This window comes from Xanthomonas sp. F14, assembly GCF_014199865.1.
The window spans coordinates 179576-195528 of record NZ_JACHOM010000001.1; the positions used below are offsets into that span (position 1 = coordinate 179576).

The window sequence follows — 15953 nt, forward strand, 5'->3', positions numbered from 1 at the left end:
CTAGTGGCATTACGCGAAAAAACGCGCTTTCAGCTTGCTTACGACAGCAGCAAGCCGCCGGTGGCACCAAACACTTCGCCGGTGACATAGCTGGATTCCTGCGAGGCCAGGATCACATACAGCGGCGCCATCTCCACCGGCTGGCCGGCACGCTTGAGCGGGGTTTCCGAGCCGAACTCGGGAATCTTTTCCGGCGGCTGGCCACCGCTGGGTTGCAGCGGGGTCCACACCGGGCCGGGCGCGACGGCGTTGACGCGGATGCCCTTCTCGGCGACCTGCTGAGCCAGGCCCTTGGTGAAGTTGACGATGGCGGCCTTGGTGGACGCGTAGTCCAGCAGCGTCGGCGAGGGCTGGTAGGACTGGATCGAGCCGGTGTTGATGATGGATGCGCCCGGGGGCAGGTGCGGGATGGCCGCCTTGCACAGCCAGAACATCGCGTACACGTTGGTCTTGTAGGTGGCGTCGAACTGCTCGGTGGTGATGTCGGCGATGTCTTTCATCGCGGTCTGCTTGCCGGCGATATTGACCAGCAGATCCAGCCCACCGAGCTCCTTGACCGCGCGTGCGACCAACTGGTTGCAGAAAGCCTCATCCTTGAGATCACCGGGGATGCTGATCGCCTTGCGGCCTTCGGCCTCGATCAACTTCACCACTTCCGCAGCGTCCTGTTCTTCTTCCGGCAGATAATTGAGCACGATGTCCGCGCCTTCGCGCGCGTAGGCGATTGCAGTGGCGCGGCCAATGCCCGAGTCGGCGCCGGTGATCAGCGCCTTGCGGCCCTTCAGGCGGCCGAAGCCCTGGTAGCTCTGCTCGCCGTGGTCGGCCTTGGGCTGCAATGCATGGATGGTGCCCGGCGCTTCCTGGGTCTGCTCGGGGAACTTGGGCTGCGGAAACTGGGTGAGCGGGTTCTGCATTTCGTACTGGTTCTTGGTGCTGGACATGCGCTGGCTCCTGCAGTGGGGGATGGCAGTGCCGCAGCGTGCTGCGGCCGATGCGGAGCAGTCTGGAAACCATGGCGATGCGTGCGGGTGAACGAATGTTGTGCATGATGTGAACGCGCCACGCAGATGGCGCGCGTGCGGTGCTGCTGCGCCGTACACGCAGGCCACGACCGGGAGGACCGCAATGCAGTGTGTAGGGATCGATGGCGCCGGCAGCGGCTGGCTGGCGGTGTGGCAGGCCGGCGATGGATTGCAGTTTGCCGGCTACCCCACGGTGGCCGCGGTGGCGAGCGCATTGGGGGACGTCGCTGTGCTGGGCGTGGACATTCCGATCGGTCTGAGCGAGCACGCGCCACGCGCTGCGGATGTGCAGGCGCGGCGCTTTGTGGGTGGGCGCCGCGCATCCAGCATCTTTGCCGCGCCCTTGCGCGGCATGCTGCATGCACCCACGCAGGTGGAGGCGTCTGCGTTGCATCGGGTGTTGGACCACGACGGGCAGCGCGGCTTTGGCGTGCAGTCGTTTGCGCTGCTGTCGAAGATCCGCGCCTGGGACGATGCCTTGCGCGCCGATCCGCCGTGGGCGGAGCGCGTGTTCGAGGTGCACCCGGAGGTGTCGTTCGCCGTGCTCGCCGGCGGGCACGGCCTGGCGGCGGGCAAGAAGAGCAGTGCGGGCCACCAACAGCGCGCCGCCTTGCTGGGCCAGTGCTATGGCGCCAGGCAGGTGGCCGCGTTGCTGGAGCGCGTGCCGCGTGCGCTGGCCAAGCCGGACGATGTGCTGGATGCCCTGGTGGCCTGCTGGAGCGCGCAGCGCATTGCCGCAGGTACCGCCGGCAGCCTGCCGGCGGTGGTGGAGCGCGACGCCTGCGGGCTACGCATGGGCATCCACTACTGACTCAGCGCGTCTGCGTCGACATCGAATACGGCCGCTGCGCCGGATCGGTGGCCCATTGCGTGTTCGGCGTGGCCTGCATGCGGAAGCGCAACTCGCCGCCGGCTTGAATTTCCTCGTGCGTGAGGTAAGCGCGGGTCAGCGGCTGGCCGTTGAGGGTGGCGCTGCCGACGTAGCTGCGCGCCTTGCTCAGGCCATCGGCAATCACGCTGAAGCGCTTGCCATTGGGCAGCTTGAGCGTGGCGCGCGGCAGGAACGGGCGGCCGATGATGTACTGGTTGCTGCCCGGTGCCACCGGATAAAAGCCCAGCGTGGTGAACACGTACCAGGCCGACATCTGGCCGAGGTCGTCGTTGCCGGCCAGGCCTTCGGGGCCGGCGTGATACTGGGTGTCCATGATCTGGGTCAGCCGCGCCTGGGTGCGCCAGGGCTGGCCGGCGTAGGCGTACAGATAGGCGACATGGTGGCTGGGTTCGTTGCCGTGCGCGTACCAGCCGATCAGACCGGTGATGTCTTCCATGTGCGCGAACACCTTGGGGTCGACCTTGGCGTCGAACACCGCATCCAGGCGTGCCAGCAGTTTGTCGTCGCCGCCATGTGCGGCGGCAAGCCCGGCGACGTCCTGCGGCACATACCAGGAGTATTGCCAGGCATTGCCCTCGGTGTAGTCGCTGCCGTAGCCGCTAGTGGATGGATCGAATGGTTCGCGGAAGTTGCCGGCACGCGTGCGTGCACGCATGTAGCCTGTAGCGGGATCGAAGGCGTGTTTCCAGTTGCCGGCGCGCTTGCCGAATTCTGCGGCGATGGCGGGCTTGCCGAGCTTGTCGGCCATGCGCGCGATGGTCCAGTCGTCGAAGGCGTATTCCAGCGTCTTGGAGGCGGCTTCGCCTTCTTCGTCGATGGGCACGTAGCCCAGCTCGCGGTATTGCGCGATGCCGTCGTAGGGGCCGTAGTTGGCGCTGGCGACCATGGCATCGAGCGCTTCGTCGGCATCGAAGCCGCCGATGCCTTTCATGTAGGCGTCGGCAATCACCGGCACGGCGTGGTAGCCGATCATGCACCAGGTTTCCAGGCCATGGAATGCCCACACCGGCAGGATGCCGTAGGCGCTGTCGCGGCGCGACGCGAGCAAGGAATTGACCATGTCGCTGCTGCGTTGCGGCGGCTGCACCAGGGTCAGCAGTGGATGCAGGGCGCGGTAGGTGTCCCACAGCGAGAAGGTGGAGTAGTTGGTCCAGCCATGCGCCTGATGCACGGCGTTGTCCGGCCCGCGGTATTGCCCATCGCTGTCCATGAACAGGGTGGGGCCGAGCAGGGTGTGATACAGCGCGGTGTAGAGCTGGGTGCGCTGTTGCGGCGTGCCTTGCGCATCGATCGCCGACAGCGCCTGTGTCCACTGCGCGCGCGCATCGGCGCGCACGCGGTCGAAATCGAAATCGGGCACTTCCGCGTCGAGATTGGCGATGGCGCCGGCCTCGCTGACTGGCGACAGCGCGACCTTGACCACCAGCGGCGTGCCATCGTTGGCAACGTCGAACACGCCGACCAGTTGCCGGCCTTCGATCTGTGCGCGCTGCGTGGGGTTCTTCTCGCCCGGCGGCGGAAAGCCCTTGTACGGGATGTCCTGCTCGGTGTCGTGCAATTGCGTGGCGGTGAGCGGGCGGGAGAAGCGCATGGCGAAGTACAGCTGGCGGCCGGGTGCCCAGCCGCGGGTTTCGCGAAAGCCGGTCACGGTGCCATCGCCGCGTACGCGCAGCCGCGACCACTGCACCTTGCCGGGGTAGTCGTACAGGCTGGTGCGCAGGTCCACCAGTACATGCGCCGGCGTGCCCTTGGGGAAGGTGTAGCGATGCACGCCCACGCGCGCACTGGCGGTGAGTTCGGCGCGGATGTTGCGGTCTTTCAAGGTCACCGCGTAATAGCCGGGCTGCGCCTGCTCGCTGGCATGGTCGAACTGCGCGGTATAGCCGCTACCCGGCGTGGCGGCGTCGCCGCGTTCGAGTCTGACCTGGCCGGTCTGCGGCATCAGCAGCACATCGCCCAGGTCCGAATGCCCGGAGCCGGAAAAGTGCGTGTGCGAGAAGCCGACAATCGTGGTGTCGCCATGCCGGTAACCGGCGGCCCAGCCATAGGCCTCCTTGCGCGGCTTGATCTGCGTGTCCGGGCTCAGTTGCACCATGCCGAACGGCAGCGTGGCGCCGGGATAGGTGTGGCCTTCGCCACCGGTGCCGATCAACGGGTCCACCGCGCTGAAACCCGCGTCGTCCCCACGTGGCGCCGCGTTGCCGGCGAAGCTGATGCAGGCGGCAAGCAGCGCCAGCCAACGCAGGGGAGAGAAGGCGATTGAGCGATGCTGCATGCGAACGGTTCCAGGCGGATGCAGCGCCGGACCGTAGCACAGCTGTCGGGCCTGATCGCATGACATCCATGCCTGCATCGTTGAGCTCGCTAACCCGTGCGCGGCGGGCGGCGGTGATGCGTGTGCCTGTCTTGGAGAGGTTGCCGGCGCTGCGCGCAGGAGACAGCGGATGCGCAGACCGGTCGCCTTTCTGCACGGAACGAGCGCAATGCCAGCAACTGCGACAGGGCGTGCGAATGCGGGGCTTCGGCTCCGGGCAATCGCAACGCCGGGCTGCTGAAATCGCGCAAACCGTCCGCATATCACCCGGATGGATCTGTTCGATACTCCCACCGCGCCCGTGCAGCTGCTGCACGATACGCAGGGCGGCGTGCGCTACTGGCCGCAGCTGCTGGCGCCTGCCGTGGCGCAGCAGTGCTTTGCCGCGTTGCGCCAGGCGACCGACTGGCGCAGCCAGCGCCGCGAGATGTACGACCGTGTGGTGGAGGTGCCGCGCCTGCTGGCCTCGTATCGGCTGGATGCACCGCTGCCGCCCGGACTGCCGTTGCAGGCGCTGCTCGATGCGGTGCAGGCGGTGTTGCCTGCGCCGTACAACGCGGTGGGCCTGAATCTGTATCGCGATGGCCGCGACAGCGTGGCGATGCATCACGACAAGCTGCAGACGTTGCTGGCGCCGTATCCGATTGCATTGGTGTCGCTGGGCGCGACGCGGCGGATGCAGCTGCGCGCAAAGGACGGCAATACGCGTGCGATCGGTGTGGAGTTGGCGCCCGGCAGCCTGCTGGCGATGAGCCATGCCTCGCAACTGAGCCACGAGCACGGCATCGCCAAGACCGCACGTGCGGTGGGAGAGCGCATCAGCGTGGTGTTTCGCGTGCGCCCGGCCGAGCGCATGGCCGCCGGCCAGCACGGGCCGCACTGGGAGGCGGTACAAGCGGAGCGTGGCTGACAAGGCGTGGTGTGGCTTCGTCGGCACGGTGCGAAGCAAGCCGGAGTCTCCCGGGCAACAGGAGCGACGGGATCACACGAGTGCCGCGTACCGGCTGCGGGCCCAGTGCCGTGTTCGCTTGACGGCCAGCGCGCCAGCTACGTCGGCCACCTTCTGCGCATACGGTTGCGGTTGATTGTGCCGATCACCGCTGGTGAGCCTGCGGTACCGCTGGCAGCCGCGTGAGGTGTTTTGCCTGTGCAAACACCGCACTGGTGCGCGCGCCGGTGCTGCTCGTGCATGCGCTCTGTCGCGCACGGCATGGCCCTTTCGGGTGATTGCCATCACCCTCACGGCTGGCCATGCTTGCATGTACTCCCCCCTCAGCGTCGCCACTCCATGTCCCTGGCCGATACCCGCCACCATCAGATGTTTCCCGAGCTGGACTCGGGCCAATTGGCGATCACGCGGCGGTTTGCCAGCGGGCCGGCGCAGCGTTTCGATGCGGGCGAGCTCGTCTTCGACGTGGGTGATGCGCACGCGCCGGTGTGGGTGGTGCTGGAAGGCGCCATCGAAGTGGTGCGGCGCGACGGGTTGGGCAACGAAAAGCCGATCACCTTGCAGACGCCCGGCCAGTTCACCGGCGAGGTCAGCCAGCTGGCCGGGCGCGCCTCACTCGCCGGTGGGCGTGCCGGGCCGCAGGGCTGCCTGGCGCTGCCGTTCGACACCGCGCATCTGCGCGCGCTGATGATCAGCTCGGCCGAAGTGGGCGAGGTGGTGATGCGTGCGTTGATCCTGCGCCGCGTCGGCCTGATCGAAGGCGATGCCTCCGGCTCGGTGTTGATCGGCGAGCCGGACGATCCGCATCTGACCCGTTTGCAGGGCTTTCTGACCCGCAACGGTTACCCGAACACGGTGATCGATGCCTCCGACGAGGAAGGCCGCGCGTTGGTGCAGCGCTTTGGCATCCAGGAGCAGGAACTGCCGGTGATGGTGTGCCCGAGCGGGCGGGTGCTGCGCCAGCCCAGCGATGCCGAAGCGGCGCATTGCCTGGGCATGACGCCAGACATCGACCCGGACAAGCGCTACGACGTGGCCATCGTCGGCGCCGGCCCGGCCGGTCTGGCGACGGCGGTGTATGCGGCCTCCGAAGGCCTGTCGGTGCTGGTGCTGGACCAGCGCGCCATCGGCGGCCAGGCCGGCGCCTCGGCACGCATCGAAAACTATCTTGGCTTTCCGACCGGCATTTCCGGCCAGGCGCTGGCCGGGCGCGCCTATAACCAGGCGCTGAAATTCGGCGCCGAGCTGGCGATTCCGATCGAGGCCGGCACGTTGGAATGCGGGCGCGACGACGGTGCGCTGAAGCTGGATCTGGCCGACGGCAAGCAACTGCTGGCCAGCACCGTGGTGGTCGCCTCCGGGGCGCGTTACCGGCGCCCGGAGATCGACGGGCTGGAGCGTTTCGAAGGCCATGGCGTGTCGTACTGGGCCTCGCCGGTGGAAGCGCGGCTGTGCGAGGGCGGCGTGGTGGCGCTGGTGGGCGGCGGCAATTCCGCCGGCCAGGCCGTGGCGTTTCTGGCACCGCGGGTGAAGGAACTGCACCTGATCATTCGCGGCGAAGGGCTGGAATCGTCGATGTCGCAATACCTGATCGACCGCATCGCCGTGCTGCCGAACGTGCAGCTGCATACCGGCACCGAAGTGTCCGCGCTGGAAGGCGACCCGGAGCGCGGCCTGCAGGCGGCGGTATTGCGCACGCGCGCCGATGGGCAGACCACGCGGGTGGAATTGCGGCACCTGTTCCTGTTCGTCGGCGCCGACCCCAACACCGGCTGGCTGCAGCAGTGCGTGGAGACCGATGCGCGTGGCTTCGTCGTCACCGGCAACGCACGCGGCGATGGCGTGCCGGCCTGCCTGCCGCTGGAAACCAACCGCCCCGGCGTGTTCGCCATCGGCGATGTGCGGGCCGGCTCGGTCAAGCGCGTGGCCGCGGCGGTGGGCGAGGGCGCGGCGGTCGTCGCGCAGATCCATCAATACCTGGCACACCAGGCCAACCCGGTGCCGGCATCCGAACTTGTCAGTTCCTCACAGGAGTCCACCACCTCATGAGCGACCAGTGCACACATACCGCGCAGATCAGCGAGGTCACGCCCAGCGCACGTGGCTGCGAAGACTGTCTGGCCATCGACAGCACCTGGGTGCATCTGCGCCTGTGCCGCAGCTGCGGCCACGTGGGGTGCTGCGATGATTCGCCGCACAAACACGCCACGGCGCATTACCACGCCACAAGCCACCCCATCATCGAAGGCTACGACCCGCCCGAAGGCTGGGGCTGGTGCTATGTGGACGAGGTGGAAGTGGAGTTGCCGGACCAGACGCCGCAGCTGGGGCCGATACCGCGGTATGTGTGAGGCGGCGCGGTGGTTTGGCGGGGTGTGGATGGGGGGCTGGGCGCCGCTGGGAATCGGGAATCGGGAATCGGGATTGGGGAATCGGGAATCGGGAATCGTAAAAGCGGTTTGCGTGCTGTTTGATTGGGTCGGGCGGGGATTTTGTGTGGGGCGATGGCAAGTCTGCTGAGGGGGACGGTTCGCTTGCTTCGCGGCGCCCACTTACTCCGGCCAGTGCACCTGCGGTAGTTCGCCGATCGTTGGGCGGGCGAACAGATAGCCTTGCTGCAGGTGGATGCCCATGTCGCGCAGGGTGCGGTATTCGTCCGGGTGTTCGATGCCTTCGGCGATGACGGCGATGCCGAGTTCTTCGCACATGCGGGTGGTGTGGCGGACGATGGCCTGGCGGCTGCGGTCGGCGTCGATGCCGCGCACCAGGGCGATGTCCAGCTTGAGCAGGTCCGGCTGGAAATCGGCCAGCAGGCCGAGGCCGGAATAGCCGGCGCCGAAGTCGTCGATGGCGGTCTTCAGGCCGCGCGCCTGGTAGGTGCGCATGATGTCGAGCAGATGCGCCGGCTCGGCCAGGTGTTCCTGTTCGCTGACCTCGAAGATGATGGCGTCCAGCGGCCAGCCGTACTGCGCAGTGGCCGAGAGCGTGGCGCGCAGGCAGTGTTCGGGGTTGTAGACCGCGTTGGGCATGAAGTTGATCGACAACAGGGCCGGCAGCGCGATCTGCGCGGCGCATTCGATCGCCTTGATGCGGCAGGCCTGGTCGAAGGCGTAGCGGTTGCGCTCATCCACGGCGGCCAGGATGCTGCCGGCCGATTCGCCGTTGACGCCGCGCACCAGCGCCTCACCGGCATAGATGCTGCGGGTGGACACGTCCACGATCGGCTGGAACGCCATGGTGATGGCGGTGGGAAAGTCCTGGCCGTCGCGGCAGGCGTTGCAAACGGGGAGCGTGGGCATGGCTGAGCAATCGTGCGGCGTGGAGGTAGCCTAGCGGTATCGGCCGCAACAGCGCGTCATTGAGTCTGCACACGCATCCTCGCGCCATCCTCACCTGGGGCGTCACCGGGCTCGGCGATAATGCGCCATTCCCCGCATCGGACGCCCCATGACCGCTCTCACCGAACGTTACGCCCTGGCCGTGGATTACGCGCGCATCGCCCATGCCGGGCAGGTACGCAAGGGCACGCAGATTCCGTATCTGAGCCATTTGCTGGGCGTGTCCACGCTGGTGCTGGAATGCGGCGGCGACGAAGAGCAGGCCATCGCCGGGCTGCTGCACGATGTGGTGGAAGACTGCGGCGGCGGTCATGAGGCCTCGATCCGCGCGCAGTTCGGCGATGCGGTGGCCGACATCGTGATGGCGTGCACCGATGCCACCGCCGAAGACAAGGCCGAGGTGGACAACACCGCCAGCGCGCGCAAACGCGACTGGCGCGAGCGCAAGCTGGCCTACCTGGAGCACCTGCGCAACACGCCCGAGCGCGCCTTGCTGGTGTCCGGCTGCGACAAGCTCTATAACGCGCGCACCATCGTGCAGGACCTGGAAAACCCGGACGTGGGCCAGGACATCTTCAACGTGTTCACCGCAGGGCGCGCCGGCACGTTGTGGTACTACGGCGAGCTGGAGGAGATCTTCCGCACACGTGGCGCGGCGACTGCACGGCTGTTCAGTGGTGTGGTGGCGCGCATGCAGGCGCTGGCGGAGACCGGCGAGCAGCCGGTGCCGGCGCACGCGCTGGGGTGATTGTGTTGTAGAGCGGCTGGTTTGTGAGTTGGCTGCGGGGCCCTTGCCCGCCCACCATCGCAGGACACGCCGCAAGTACGTCCCTGTAGGCTCTTACGCGGCGTCCATGCCGCGTAAGGTCCCGCGACGGTGGGCGGGCAAGGACCTGTCGGGATGGCCGGTGTGTGTGGTTTTCGATAAGGCAACCGACTGAGTTTCTGGTGAGGTGTTCTCGCCGCGCTCTTGGCGCTGTGGGTTTGCTGCAGGGCCCTTGCCCGCCCACCCTCGCAGGACACGCCGCAAGTACGTCCCTGTAGGCTCTTACGTGGCATCCATGCCGCGTAAGGTCCCGCGACGGTGTGCGGACAAGGACCAGTTGAGTTGGCCGGCGCGCATGGTTTTCAACAAAGCAGCCGGCAACTGTCTTGTGCGGTGTCCTCGCGGCTTGCGGGACCGTGTGGTGGCATGGATGCCGCCATCTAGCCCCCACGAACGGGTTTACGGCATAGCCCGCGAGCGGTGAGGGCGCCGCGCCTTCGACCGATGCATTCCAGGGTGATCAGCGGGTTGCTTGATTGAAGCACCGCAGGACTCGCTGTCAACACTGACACCGGCTGTATGCGGCACGCGGTAGGCTGGCGCATTGTCGAATGTCGGTGTGTCACTCATGTCCAGCGCAGCGTCGTCTTCCTCCGGCCTGGTGCGCGTGCGCGGTGCGCGCGAGCACAACCTCAAGAACGTGGACGTGGACATCCCGCGCGACGCGCTGGTGGTGTTCACCGGGGTGTCCGGCTCAGGCAAGTCGTCGCTGGCGTTCGGTACCGTATTTGCCGAAGCGCAGCGGCGTTACCTGGATTCGATCTCGCCGTATGCGCGACGCCTGATCGACCAGGTCGGCGTGCCGGAAGTGGATTCCATCGAAGGCCTGCCGCCGGCGGTGGCCTTGCAGCAGGCGCGCGGCGCGCCGAGTGCGCGCTCGTCGGTGGGCAGCGTCACCACCATCTCCAACTCCCTGCGCATGCTGTATTCGCGTGCGGGCAGCTACCCGCCGGGGCAGGACATCATCTACGCCGACGGCTTTTCGCCCAATACACCGGCCGGTGCCTGCCCTACCTGCCATGGCCTGGGGCGCATCTACGATGCGACCGAGGCGACCATGGTGCTGGATCCCACGCTGAGCATCCGCGATCGCGCGGTTGCCGCCTGGCCCGGTGCCTGGCATGGCCAGAACCAGCGCGACATCCTCACCACGCTGGGCCACGACGTCGACCTGCCGTGGCACAAGCTGCCCAAGAAGACCCGCGACTGGATCCTCTACACCGACGAGCAACCGGTGGTGCCGGTGTACGCCGGCTACAGCCTGGACGAGGCCAGGCGCGCGCTGCGCCGCAAGGAGGAGCCCAGCTACATGGGCACCTTCACCAGTGCGCGGCGCTATGTGCTGCACACCTTTGCCACCACGCAGAGCGCGCAGATGAAAAAGCGCGTGGCGCAGTACCTGATCAGCACGCAGTGCCCGCAGTGCGACGGCAAGCGGCTGCGGCGCGAGGCGCTGTCGGTGACCTTCGCCGGCCTGGATATCGGCGAGCTGTCGCGGCGGCCGCTGGACGAGGTGGCCGACCTGCTGCGCCCGGCTGCGGAAGGTGCCGGTGGCCAACGGACGCGCAACGACAGGCGCAAGCAGGCCGACACGCATCCCGAGCAGGCGATTGCCGCGCAACGCATCGCCGCCGACCTGCGCGCGCGGATCGAGGTGGTGCAGGCGCTGGGCCTGGGTTATCTCAGCCTGGAGCGCAGCACGCCGACGCTGTCGCCGGGCGAGCTGCAACGGCTGCGGCTGGCCACGCAGATCCGTTCGCAGTTGTTCGGCGTGGTGTATGTGATGGACGAGCCATCGGCGGGCCTGCATCCGGCCGATGCGCAGGCCTTGCTGGGCGCGCTGGATCAGCTCAAGGCCGCCGGCAATTCGGTATTCGTGGTCGAACACGAGGTGGATGTGATCCGCCACGCCGACTGGATCGTCGACGTTGGCCCGGCTGCCGGCGTGCACGGCGGGCAGGTGCTGTACAGCGGCCCGCCCGCGGGATTGGAGCAGGTGGAGGCCTCGTCCACGCGGCGTTACCTGTTCGGCACCCCGCCGCAGGTGCACAGCCATGCGCGGGCGGCCACCGGTTGGCTGCAGTTGCGCGGCATCACCCGCAACAATGTGCGCGAGCTGGATGTGGACCTGCCGCTGGGGGTGTTTACCACCGTGACCGGTGTGTCCGGCTCGGGCAAGTCGTCGCTGGTGAGCCAGGCATTGGTGGAGTTGCTGGCCGCCCATCTCGGACAAACCCAGGCAGAGGAAGACGAAGCGCTGGACCCGCTGGAGCGCGGCACGCAGGTGCCGCTGGGTGGGGCGATCGTCGGCGGGCTCGACCAGGTGCGCCGCCTGGTGCGGGTGGACCAGAAACCGATCGGCCGCACGCCACGTTCGAACTTGGCCACCTACACCGGCCTGTTCGATCCGGTGCGCAAGTTGTTCGCCGCCACACCGGCCGCGCGCCGCCGCCGTTACGACCCGGGGCAGTTTTCGTTCAACGTCGCCAAGGGCCGCTGCGCCACCTGCGAGGGAGAGGGCTCGGTGCATGTGGAATTGCTGTTCATGCCCAGCGTGTACGCGCCATGCCCCAGCTGCCACGGCGCGCGCTACAACGCCAAGACCCTGGAGATCGCGCTGCGGGGTCACAACATCGCGCAGGTGCTGGCGCTGACGGTGGACCAGGCCGCCAGCTTCTTTGCCGACGACCCCAGCGTGCTGCGCCCGTTGCAGGTATTGCGCGAAGTGGGGCTGGGCTATCTGCGGCTCGGCCAGCCGGCCACCGAGCTGTCCGGCGGCGAGGCGCAGCGCATCAAGCTGGCCACCGAGCTGCAACGCGCGCAGCGGCGCGACACCGTGTACGTGCTGGACGAGCCGACTACCGGCCTGCATCCGGCCGATGTGGATACCTTGATGCGTCAGCTGCAAGGCCTGGTGGAGGCCGGCAATACGGTGATCGTGGTCGAGCACGACATGCGCGTGGCCGCCAGCAGCGACTGGGTGCTGGACATGGGCCCGGGCGCGGGCGGCGCGGGTGGCGCTGTCGTGGCGGCGGGTGCGCCGGAGGCGGTGGCGCGGCAGCGCGGCAGCCGCACTGCGCCGTTCCTTGCAGAGGTGTTGCGCGGAAATAAGATCGGCTGACAAACCTTTCGAAGGTTGTAGCGATGGCGTCAGCATGTTGGCCAGACGCACCTTCGATGACGCGTGAATCGATGTCGGCATGGCAGCGAGTTGCTCGCATCGAAGAACTGATCAGACCGCACTGCATCGCATCGCATCGCAGGGCACGGCATCACCGCTCCTGACCACGCACACCGACCAACCCGATGGGTTCTTGCCCGCCTACCGTCGCGGGACCTTACGCGGCATGGATGCCGCGTAAGAGCCTACAAGGACGTACTTGCGGCGTGTCCCGCGAGGGTAGGCGGGCAAGGACCCCACAGCAAACCCGCAGATCGTCCGCTGCAAACCGAGGCACACGCACCGTCCAATCCCCCTCAAGACCCAGTTCCCTCTCAATGCGACCGAGAGCGTGAGCGCAATAGGGATGTGTTCCCGAGCCAACCTGGGCGCGATGCCCTCTGCGTGAGCGGGATACGCCGCATATCCATCCCCTGAGCTGAGCCATTCCGATTGCCGCTGGCGCTCAGCCCATCAATTCAAAACTCGCAGACACGCCCTCGGCCTCTGCAGAGGGCGCTACCCAGAGATCGAATACGCCAGGCTCTACCGTCGGCTTCAATGCCTGGCCGATAAACAGCAGGTCCTCACGGCGCAGCACGAACTCCACCACCGCGCTGCCGCCCGCCGGCACCGCCAGCTTGCGGAAGTCCTTCAGCTCGCGCACCGGGCGGGTGATGCTGGCGCTGCGGTCGCGGATGTAGAGCTGCGCCACTTCCTCGGCATCGCGCGTGCCGCGGTTGTGGATGCGCGCGCTGATGCGCAGGCTGCCGGCCGCCGCCATGCGTGCATCGCTCAAGCGCAGCTCGCCGTATTCGATGCGGCCATAGGTCAGGCCGTGCCCGAACGGAAACAACGCGGCATTGGGCGCGGTGCGGTAGCGGGTCTTGAACGGTTGCAAGGCATCCGGGCGCGGGTCGGCACGGCCGCTGGGCTTGTGCGCATAGCTATAGGGCACCTGCCCGGCGGTGTGCGGAAAACTCACCGGCAGGCGCCCGGACGGACCGTGCGCGCCAAACAGGATGTCCGCCAGCGCGGCGCCCGATGCCGAGCCCAGGAACCAGCCGACCAGGATCGCCGGCGCCTTGAGCACCGGGCCATCGATCACCAGCGCTCGGCCGTTGCTGAGCACCACCACCACCGGGGTGCCGGTGGCTGCCACTGCAGCCAGCAGCGCTTGCTGCACGGCGGGAATGACGATCTCGCTGCGCGATTGCGCTTCGCCGGAGTAGCGCATCGGCTCGCCGATCGCCAGCACCGCCACATCCGCGGACGCCGCTGCGGTGACGGCCGCCTGCACGCCGCCGGGCAGGCCATGTTCGAAGTCGCAGCCTTCCACCACCTGCAGGCTGTCCGGGTTGCCCAGCCGCGCGCGCACGGCGGTGGCCAGGTCGTTGCCGCTGTCGTCGCCGCCGAACAGCGTCCACGGGCCGGCGCTGTCGGTCCAGTTGCGTGCCATCGGCCCGATCAGCGCGATGCGTTGCCCCTGCGTCTTCAGTGGCAGCAGCTCGCCATCGTTCTTGAGCAGCACGATGGATTTGCGCGCCGCCTCGCGCGCCAGTGCCAGGCTGTCCGGGCGCCGCTGCCGCGCCTGTGCGCGTGCCGGCACGATGCGCAGGAACGGATTGTCGAACAATCCAAGCTCGGCCTTGAATTGCAGCACGCGCCGCACCGAGGCATCCAGCTGCGCCATCGTCACCTCGCCGGCGGCCACCAGCGCCGGCAGATGCTGCAGGTACAGCCCGCTCTGCATGCTGATGTCTACACCGGCCAGGAACGCCAGCCTGGTCGCCTCGCGCGCATCGCTGGCAAACCCGTGCCCGATCAGTTCCAGATCGCCGGTGTAGTCGGACACCACCAGGCCGCGGTAGTCCCACTCGCCGCGCAATACCTCGCCCAGCAACCAGCGATTGGCGGTGGCAGGGATGCCGGCGATCTCGTTGAAGGCCACCATCGTGGTCACTGCGCCAGCATCGAAGGCAGCCTGGAACGGTGGGAAATAGACCTCGCGCAGGCTGCGCTCGGAGATGTCGACGGTGTTGTAGTCCAGCCCCGCCTCGGCGGCGCCATAGGCCGCGAAATGCTTGGGGCAGGCCGCAAGTGCATCGGCATGATCCAGGCCCTCGCCCTGGAAGCCGCGCACGCGGGCCTGCGCAAAACGCCGGCCGAGCAGCACGTCTTCGCCGCTGCCTTCCACGCCGCGCCCCCAGCGTGCATCGCGCGCGATGTCCACCATCGGCGCGAAGGTCCAGTCGATGCCGACCGCACTGGCCTCCAGTGCGGCCGCACGCGCGGTGCGTTGCGCCAGCGCCGGCTCGAAGCTGGCGGCCTCGGCCAGCGGCACCGGAAACACCGTGGTGAACCCGTGGATCACATCGGCGGCAAACAGCAGCGGAATCTTCAGGCGGCTCTGCAGCGCGGCCTGTTGCAGTTGCTGATGCCACAGCACATTGGAGCCATTGAAGATGCCGCCGACCCGCCCGGCACGCGCGGCGGCAAGCTGGCCCTCGGCCGTGGGCACGGTATTGATTGGATTGGCCGCCGCGGCCGCATCGGTCTGCTGCGCCGAACCGGACAGCGTCAGCTGGCCGGCCTTTTCCTCCACGCTCATGCGCGCGATCAACGCATCGATAAAGGCCGGCGCCGCGGCCGCACGACGCGGCAGCGCAACTCCCACCGGTACCTGTGCCAACACTGCTGCCGAGGCGGTGCCCAGCAGCAACCCACGACGCGTGATCCCTTTCCGCATGCCCGCCATCCCCGTCTGTCCATGCCAGACGCTAACGGATCGCCAGCGAAAAGCCGTGATGCGCTGCACGATGGGTGCCGGGCGGGCGGACTCGGCAACGATGGCGACAGCACGGCGCCTTCACCGTTTCCGCACTAGCGTGCGCCATCGATCAACGGCGGTCAGGACACACGATGCTGGACGTGGAAACACGCGTGCGCTTTTACGAAATGATGCACCTGGGCATGCCGTGGTGGGAGTTCGTGCTGCGTGCGGTAGCGGTCTATACCGTGGTCCTGCTGTTGACGCGCATGACCGGCAAGCGCGCGCTGGGCCAATCCACGCCGTTCGACGTGCTGCTCATCGTGCTGCTGGGAACCGCGGTGCAGAACTCGTTGATCGGCAAGGACGTCTCGCTGCTGGGCGGCATGATCCTGGCGGCCACCTTGCTGGTGTTGAACTGGCTGGTGGGCATGGCCACCGCGCGCAGCCGGCGGATCGATACCTGGGTGCAGGGCACCCCGGCGCTGCTGGCGCGTGGCGGTGAGATCTACTGGAAGGAACTGGTCCGCCACAATGTCAGCTACGCCGATTTCGAAGTGGCAAAACGCAAGGCCGATTGCCGCGACGATGCCGATATCGACATGGCGATCCTGGAGACCTCCGGGGAGATCAGCATCCTGAAAAAGCGCTAGTGCGTCGGCAGACCGGCGTGCAGGCCGGC

General features: G+C 67.5%; 11 protein-coding genes. 7 read left to right on the forward strand and 4 right to left on the reverse strand.

Translation table 11 applies throughout. The features are described from left to right. Nucleotides 1-38: 38 nt before the first annotated feature. On the reverse strand, nt 39-941 hold the full coding sequence (locus tag GGR73_RS00910) for an SDR family oxidoreductase (protein WP_039565280.1): 903 nt from the start codon (nt 939-941) through the stop codon (nt 39-41). A gap of 184 nt (nt 942-1125) precedes the next feature. Here GGR73_RS00910 and GGR73_RS00915 point away from each other — a divergent pair, with 184 nt between their 5' ends. Next, entirely contained in the window at nt 1126-1833 is a 708-nt protein-coding gene (locus tag GGR73_RS00915) for a DUF429 domain-containing protein (protein WP_104628170.1), read from the forward strand. A 1-nt stretch (nt 1834) separates the two neighbouring features. Here GGR73_RS00915 and GGR73_RS00920 read toward each other — a convergent pair whose 3' ends face one another. Then, nucleotides 1835-4189, reverse strand: a complete 2355-nt coding sequence (locus tag GGR73_RS00920; protein ID WP_184455253.1) for a GH92 family glycosyl hydrolase — start codon at nt 4187-4189, stop codon at nt 1835-1837. Between the two features lie 310 nt (nt 4190-4499). Here GGR73_RS00920 and GGR73_RS00925 point away from each other — a divergent pair, with 310 nt between their 5' ends. The 3 genes from GGR73_RS00925 to GGR73_RS00935 all read left to right on the forward strand — a co-directional run bounded on the left by GGR73_RS00925 (nt 4500) and on the right by GGR73_RS00935 (nt 7528). Continuing rightward, nucleotides 4500-5138, forward strand: coding sequence for an alpha-ketoglutarate-dependent dioxygenase AlkB (locus tag GGR73_RS00925; RefSeq protein WP_184455255.1), 639 nt, complete (start codon nt 4500-4502; stop codon nt 5136-5138). Nucleotides 5139-5516: 378 nt separating this feature from the next. Next, nucleotides 5517-7226 (forward strand): FAD-dependent oxidoreductase, encoded by a 1710-nt coding sequence (locus GGR73_RS00930; protein ID WP_184455257.1) that lies wholly within the window; start codon nt 5517-5519, stop codon nt 7224-7226. After that, nucleotides 7223-7528: a UBP-type zinc finger domain-containing protein gene (locus tag GGR73_RS00935; protein ID WP_016904212.1), complete on the forward strand. Its 306-nt coding sequence runs from the start codon at nt 7223-7225 to the stop codon at nt 7526-7528. Before GGR73_RS00930 ends, GGR73_RS00935 begins: the two co-directional genes overlap by 4 nt. Before the next feature lie 201 nt (nt 7529-7729). On the opposite strand, the gene GGR73_RS00940 is transcribed toward GGR73_RS00935, so the two are convergent. Continuing rightward, nucleotides 7730-8476, reverse strand: a complete 747-nt coding sequence (locus GGR73_RS00940; RefSeq protein WP_024938629.1) for an EAL domain-containing protein — start codon at nt 8474-8476, stop codon at nt 7730-7732. Nucleotides 8477-8624: 148 nt separating this feature from the next. Here GGR73_RS00940 and GGR73_RS00945 point away from each other — a divergent pair, with 148 nt between their 5' ends. Further along, complete coding sequence (locus GGR73_RS00945; protein ID WP_016904210.1) at nt 8625-9263, forward strand: HD domain-containing protein; 639 nt, start codon at nt 8625-8627, stop codon at nt 9261-9263. A gap of 646 nt (nt 9264-9909) precedes the next feature. After that, a complete protein-coding gene (locus GGR73_RS00950) occupies nt 9910-12462 on the forward strand; it encodes an excinuclease ABC subunit UvrA (protein ID WP_184455259.1) in 2553 nt (850 codons plus the stop codon). A 505-nt stretch (nt 12463-12967) separates the two neighbouring features. Here GGR73_RS00950 and GGR73_RS00955 read toward each other — a convergent pair. Further along, nucleotides 12968-15250 (reverse strand): glycoside hydrolase family 3 N-terminal domain-containing protein, encoded by a 2283-nt coding sequence (locus tag GGR73_RS00955; RefSeq protein ID WP_184455261.1) that lies wholly within the window; start codon nt 15248-15250, stop codon nt 12968-12970. A gap of 173 nt (nt 15251-15423) precedes the next feature. On the opposite strand from GGR73_RS00955, the gene GGR73_RS00960 reads away from it, so the two are divergent. Next, the gene (locus GGR73_RS00960) at nt 15424-15924 is read left to right on the forward strand and encodes a DUF421 domain-containing protein (RefSeq protein ID WP_046341982.1); all 501 of its coding nucleotides are present in this window, start codon (nt 15424-15426) and stop codon (nt 15922-15924) included. The last annotated feature ends 29 nt before the right edge of the window (nt 15925-15953 follow it).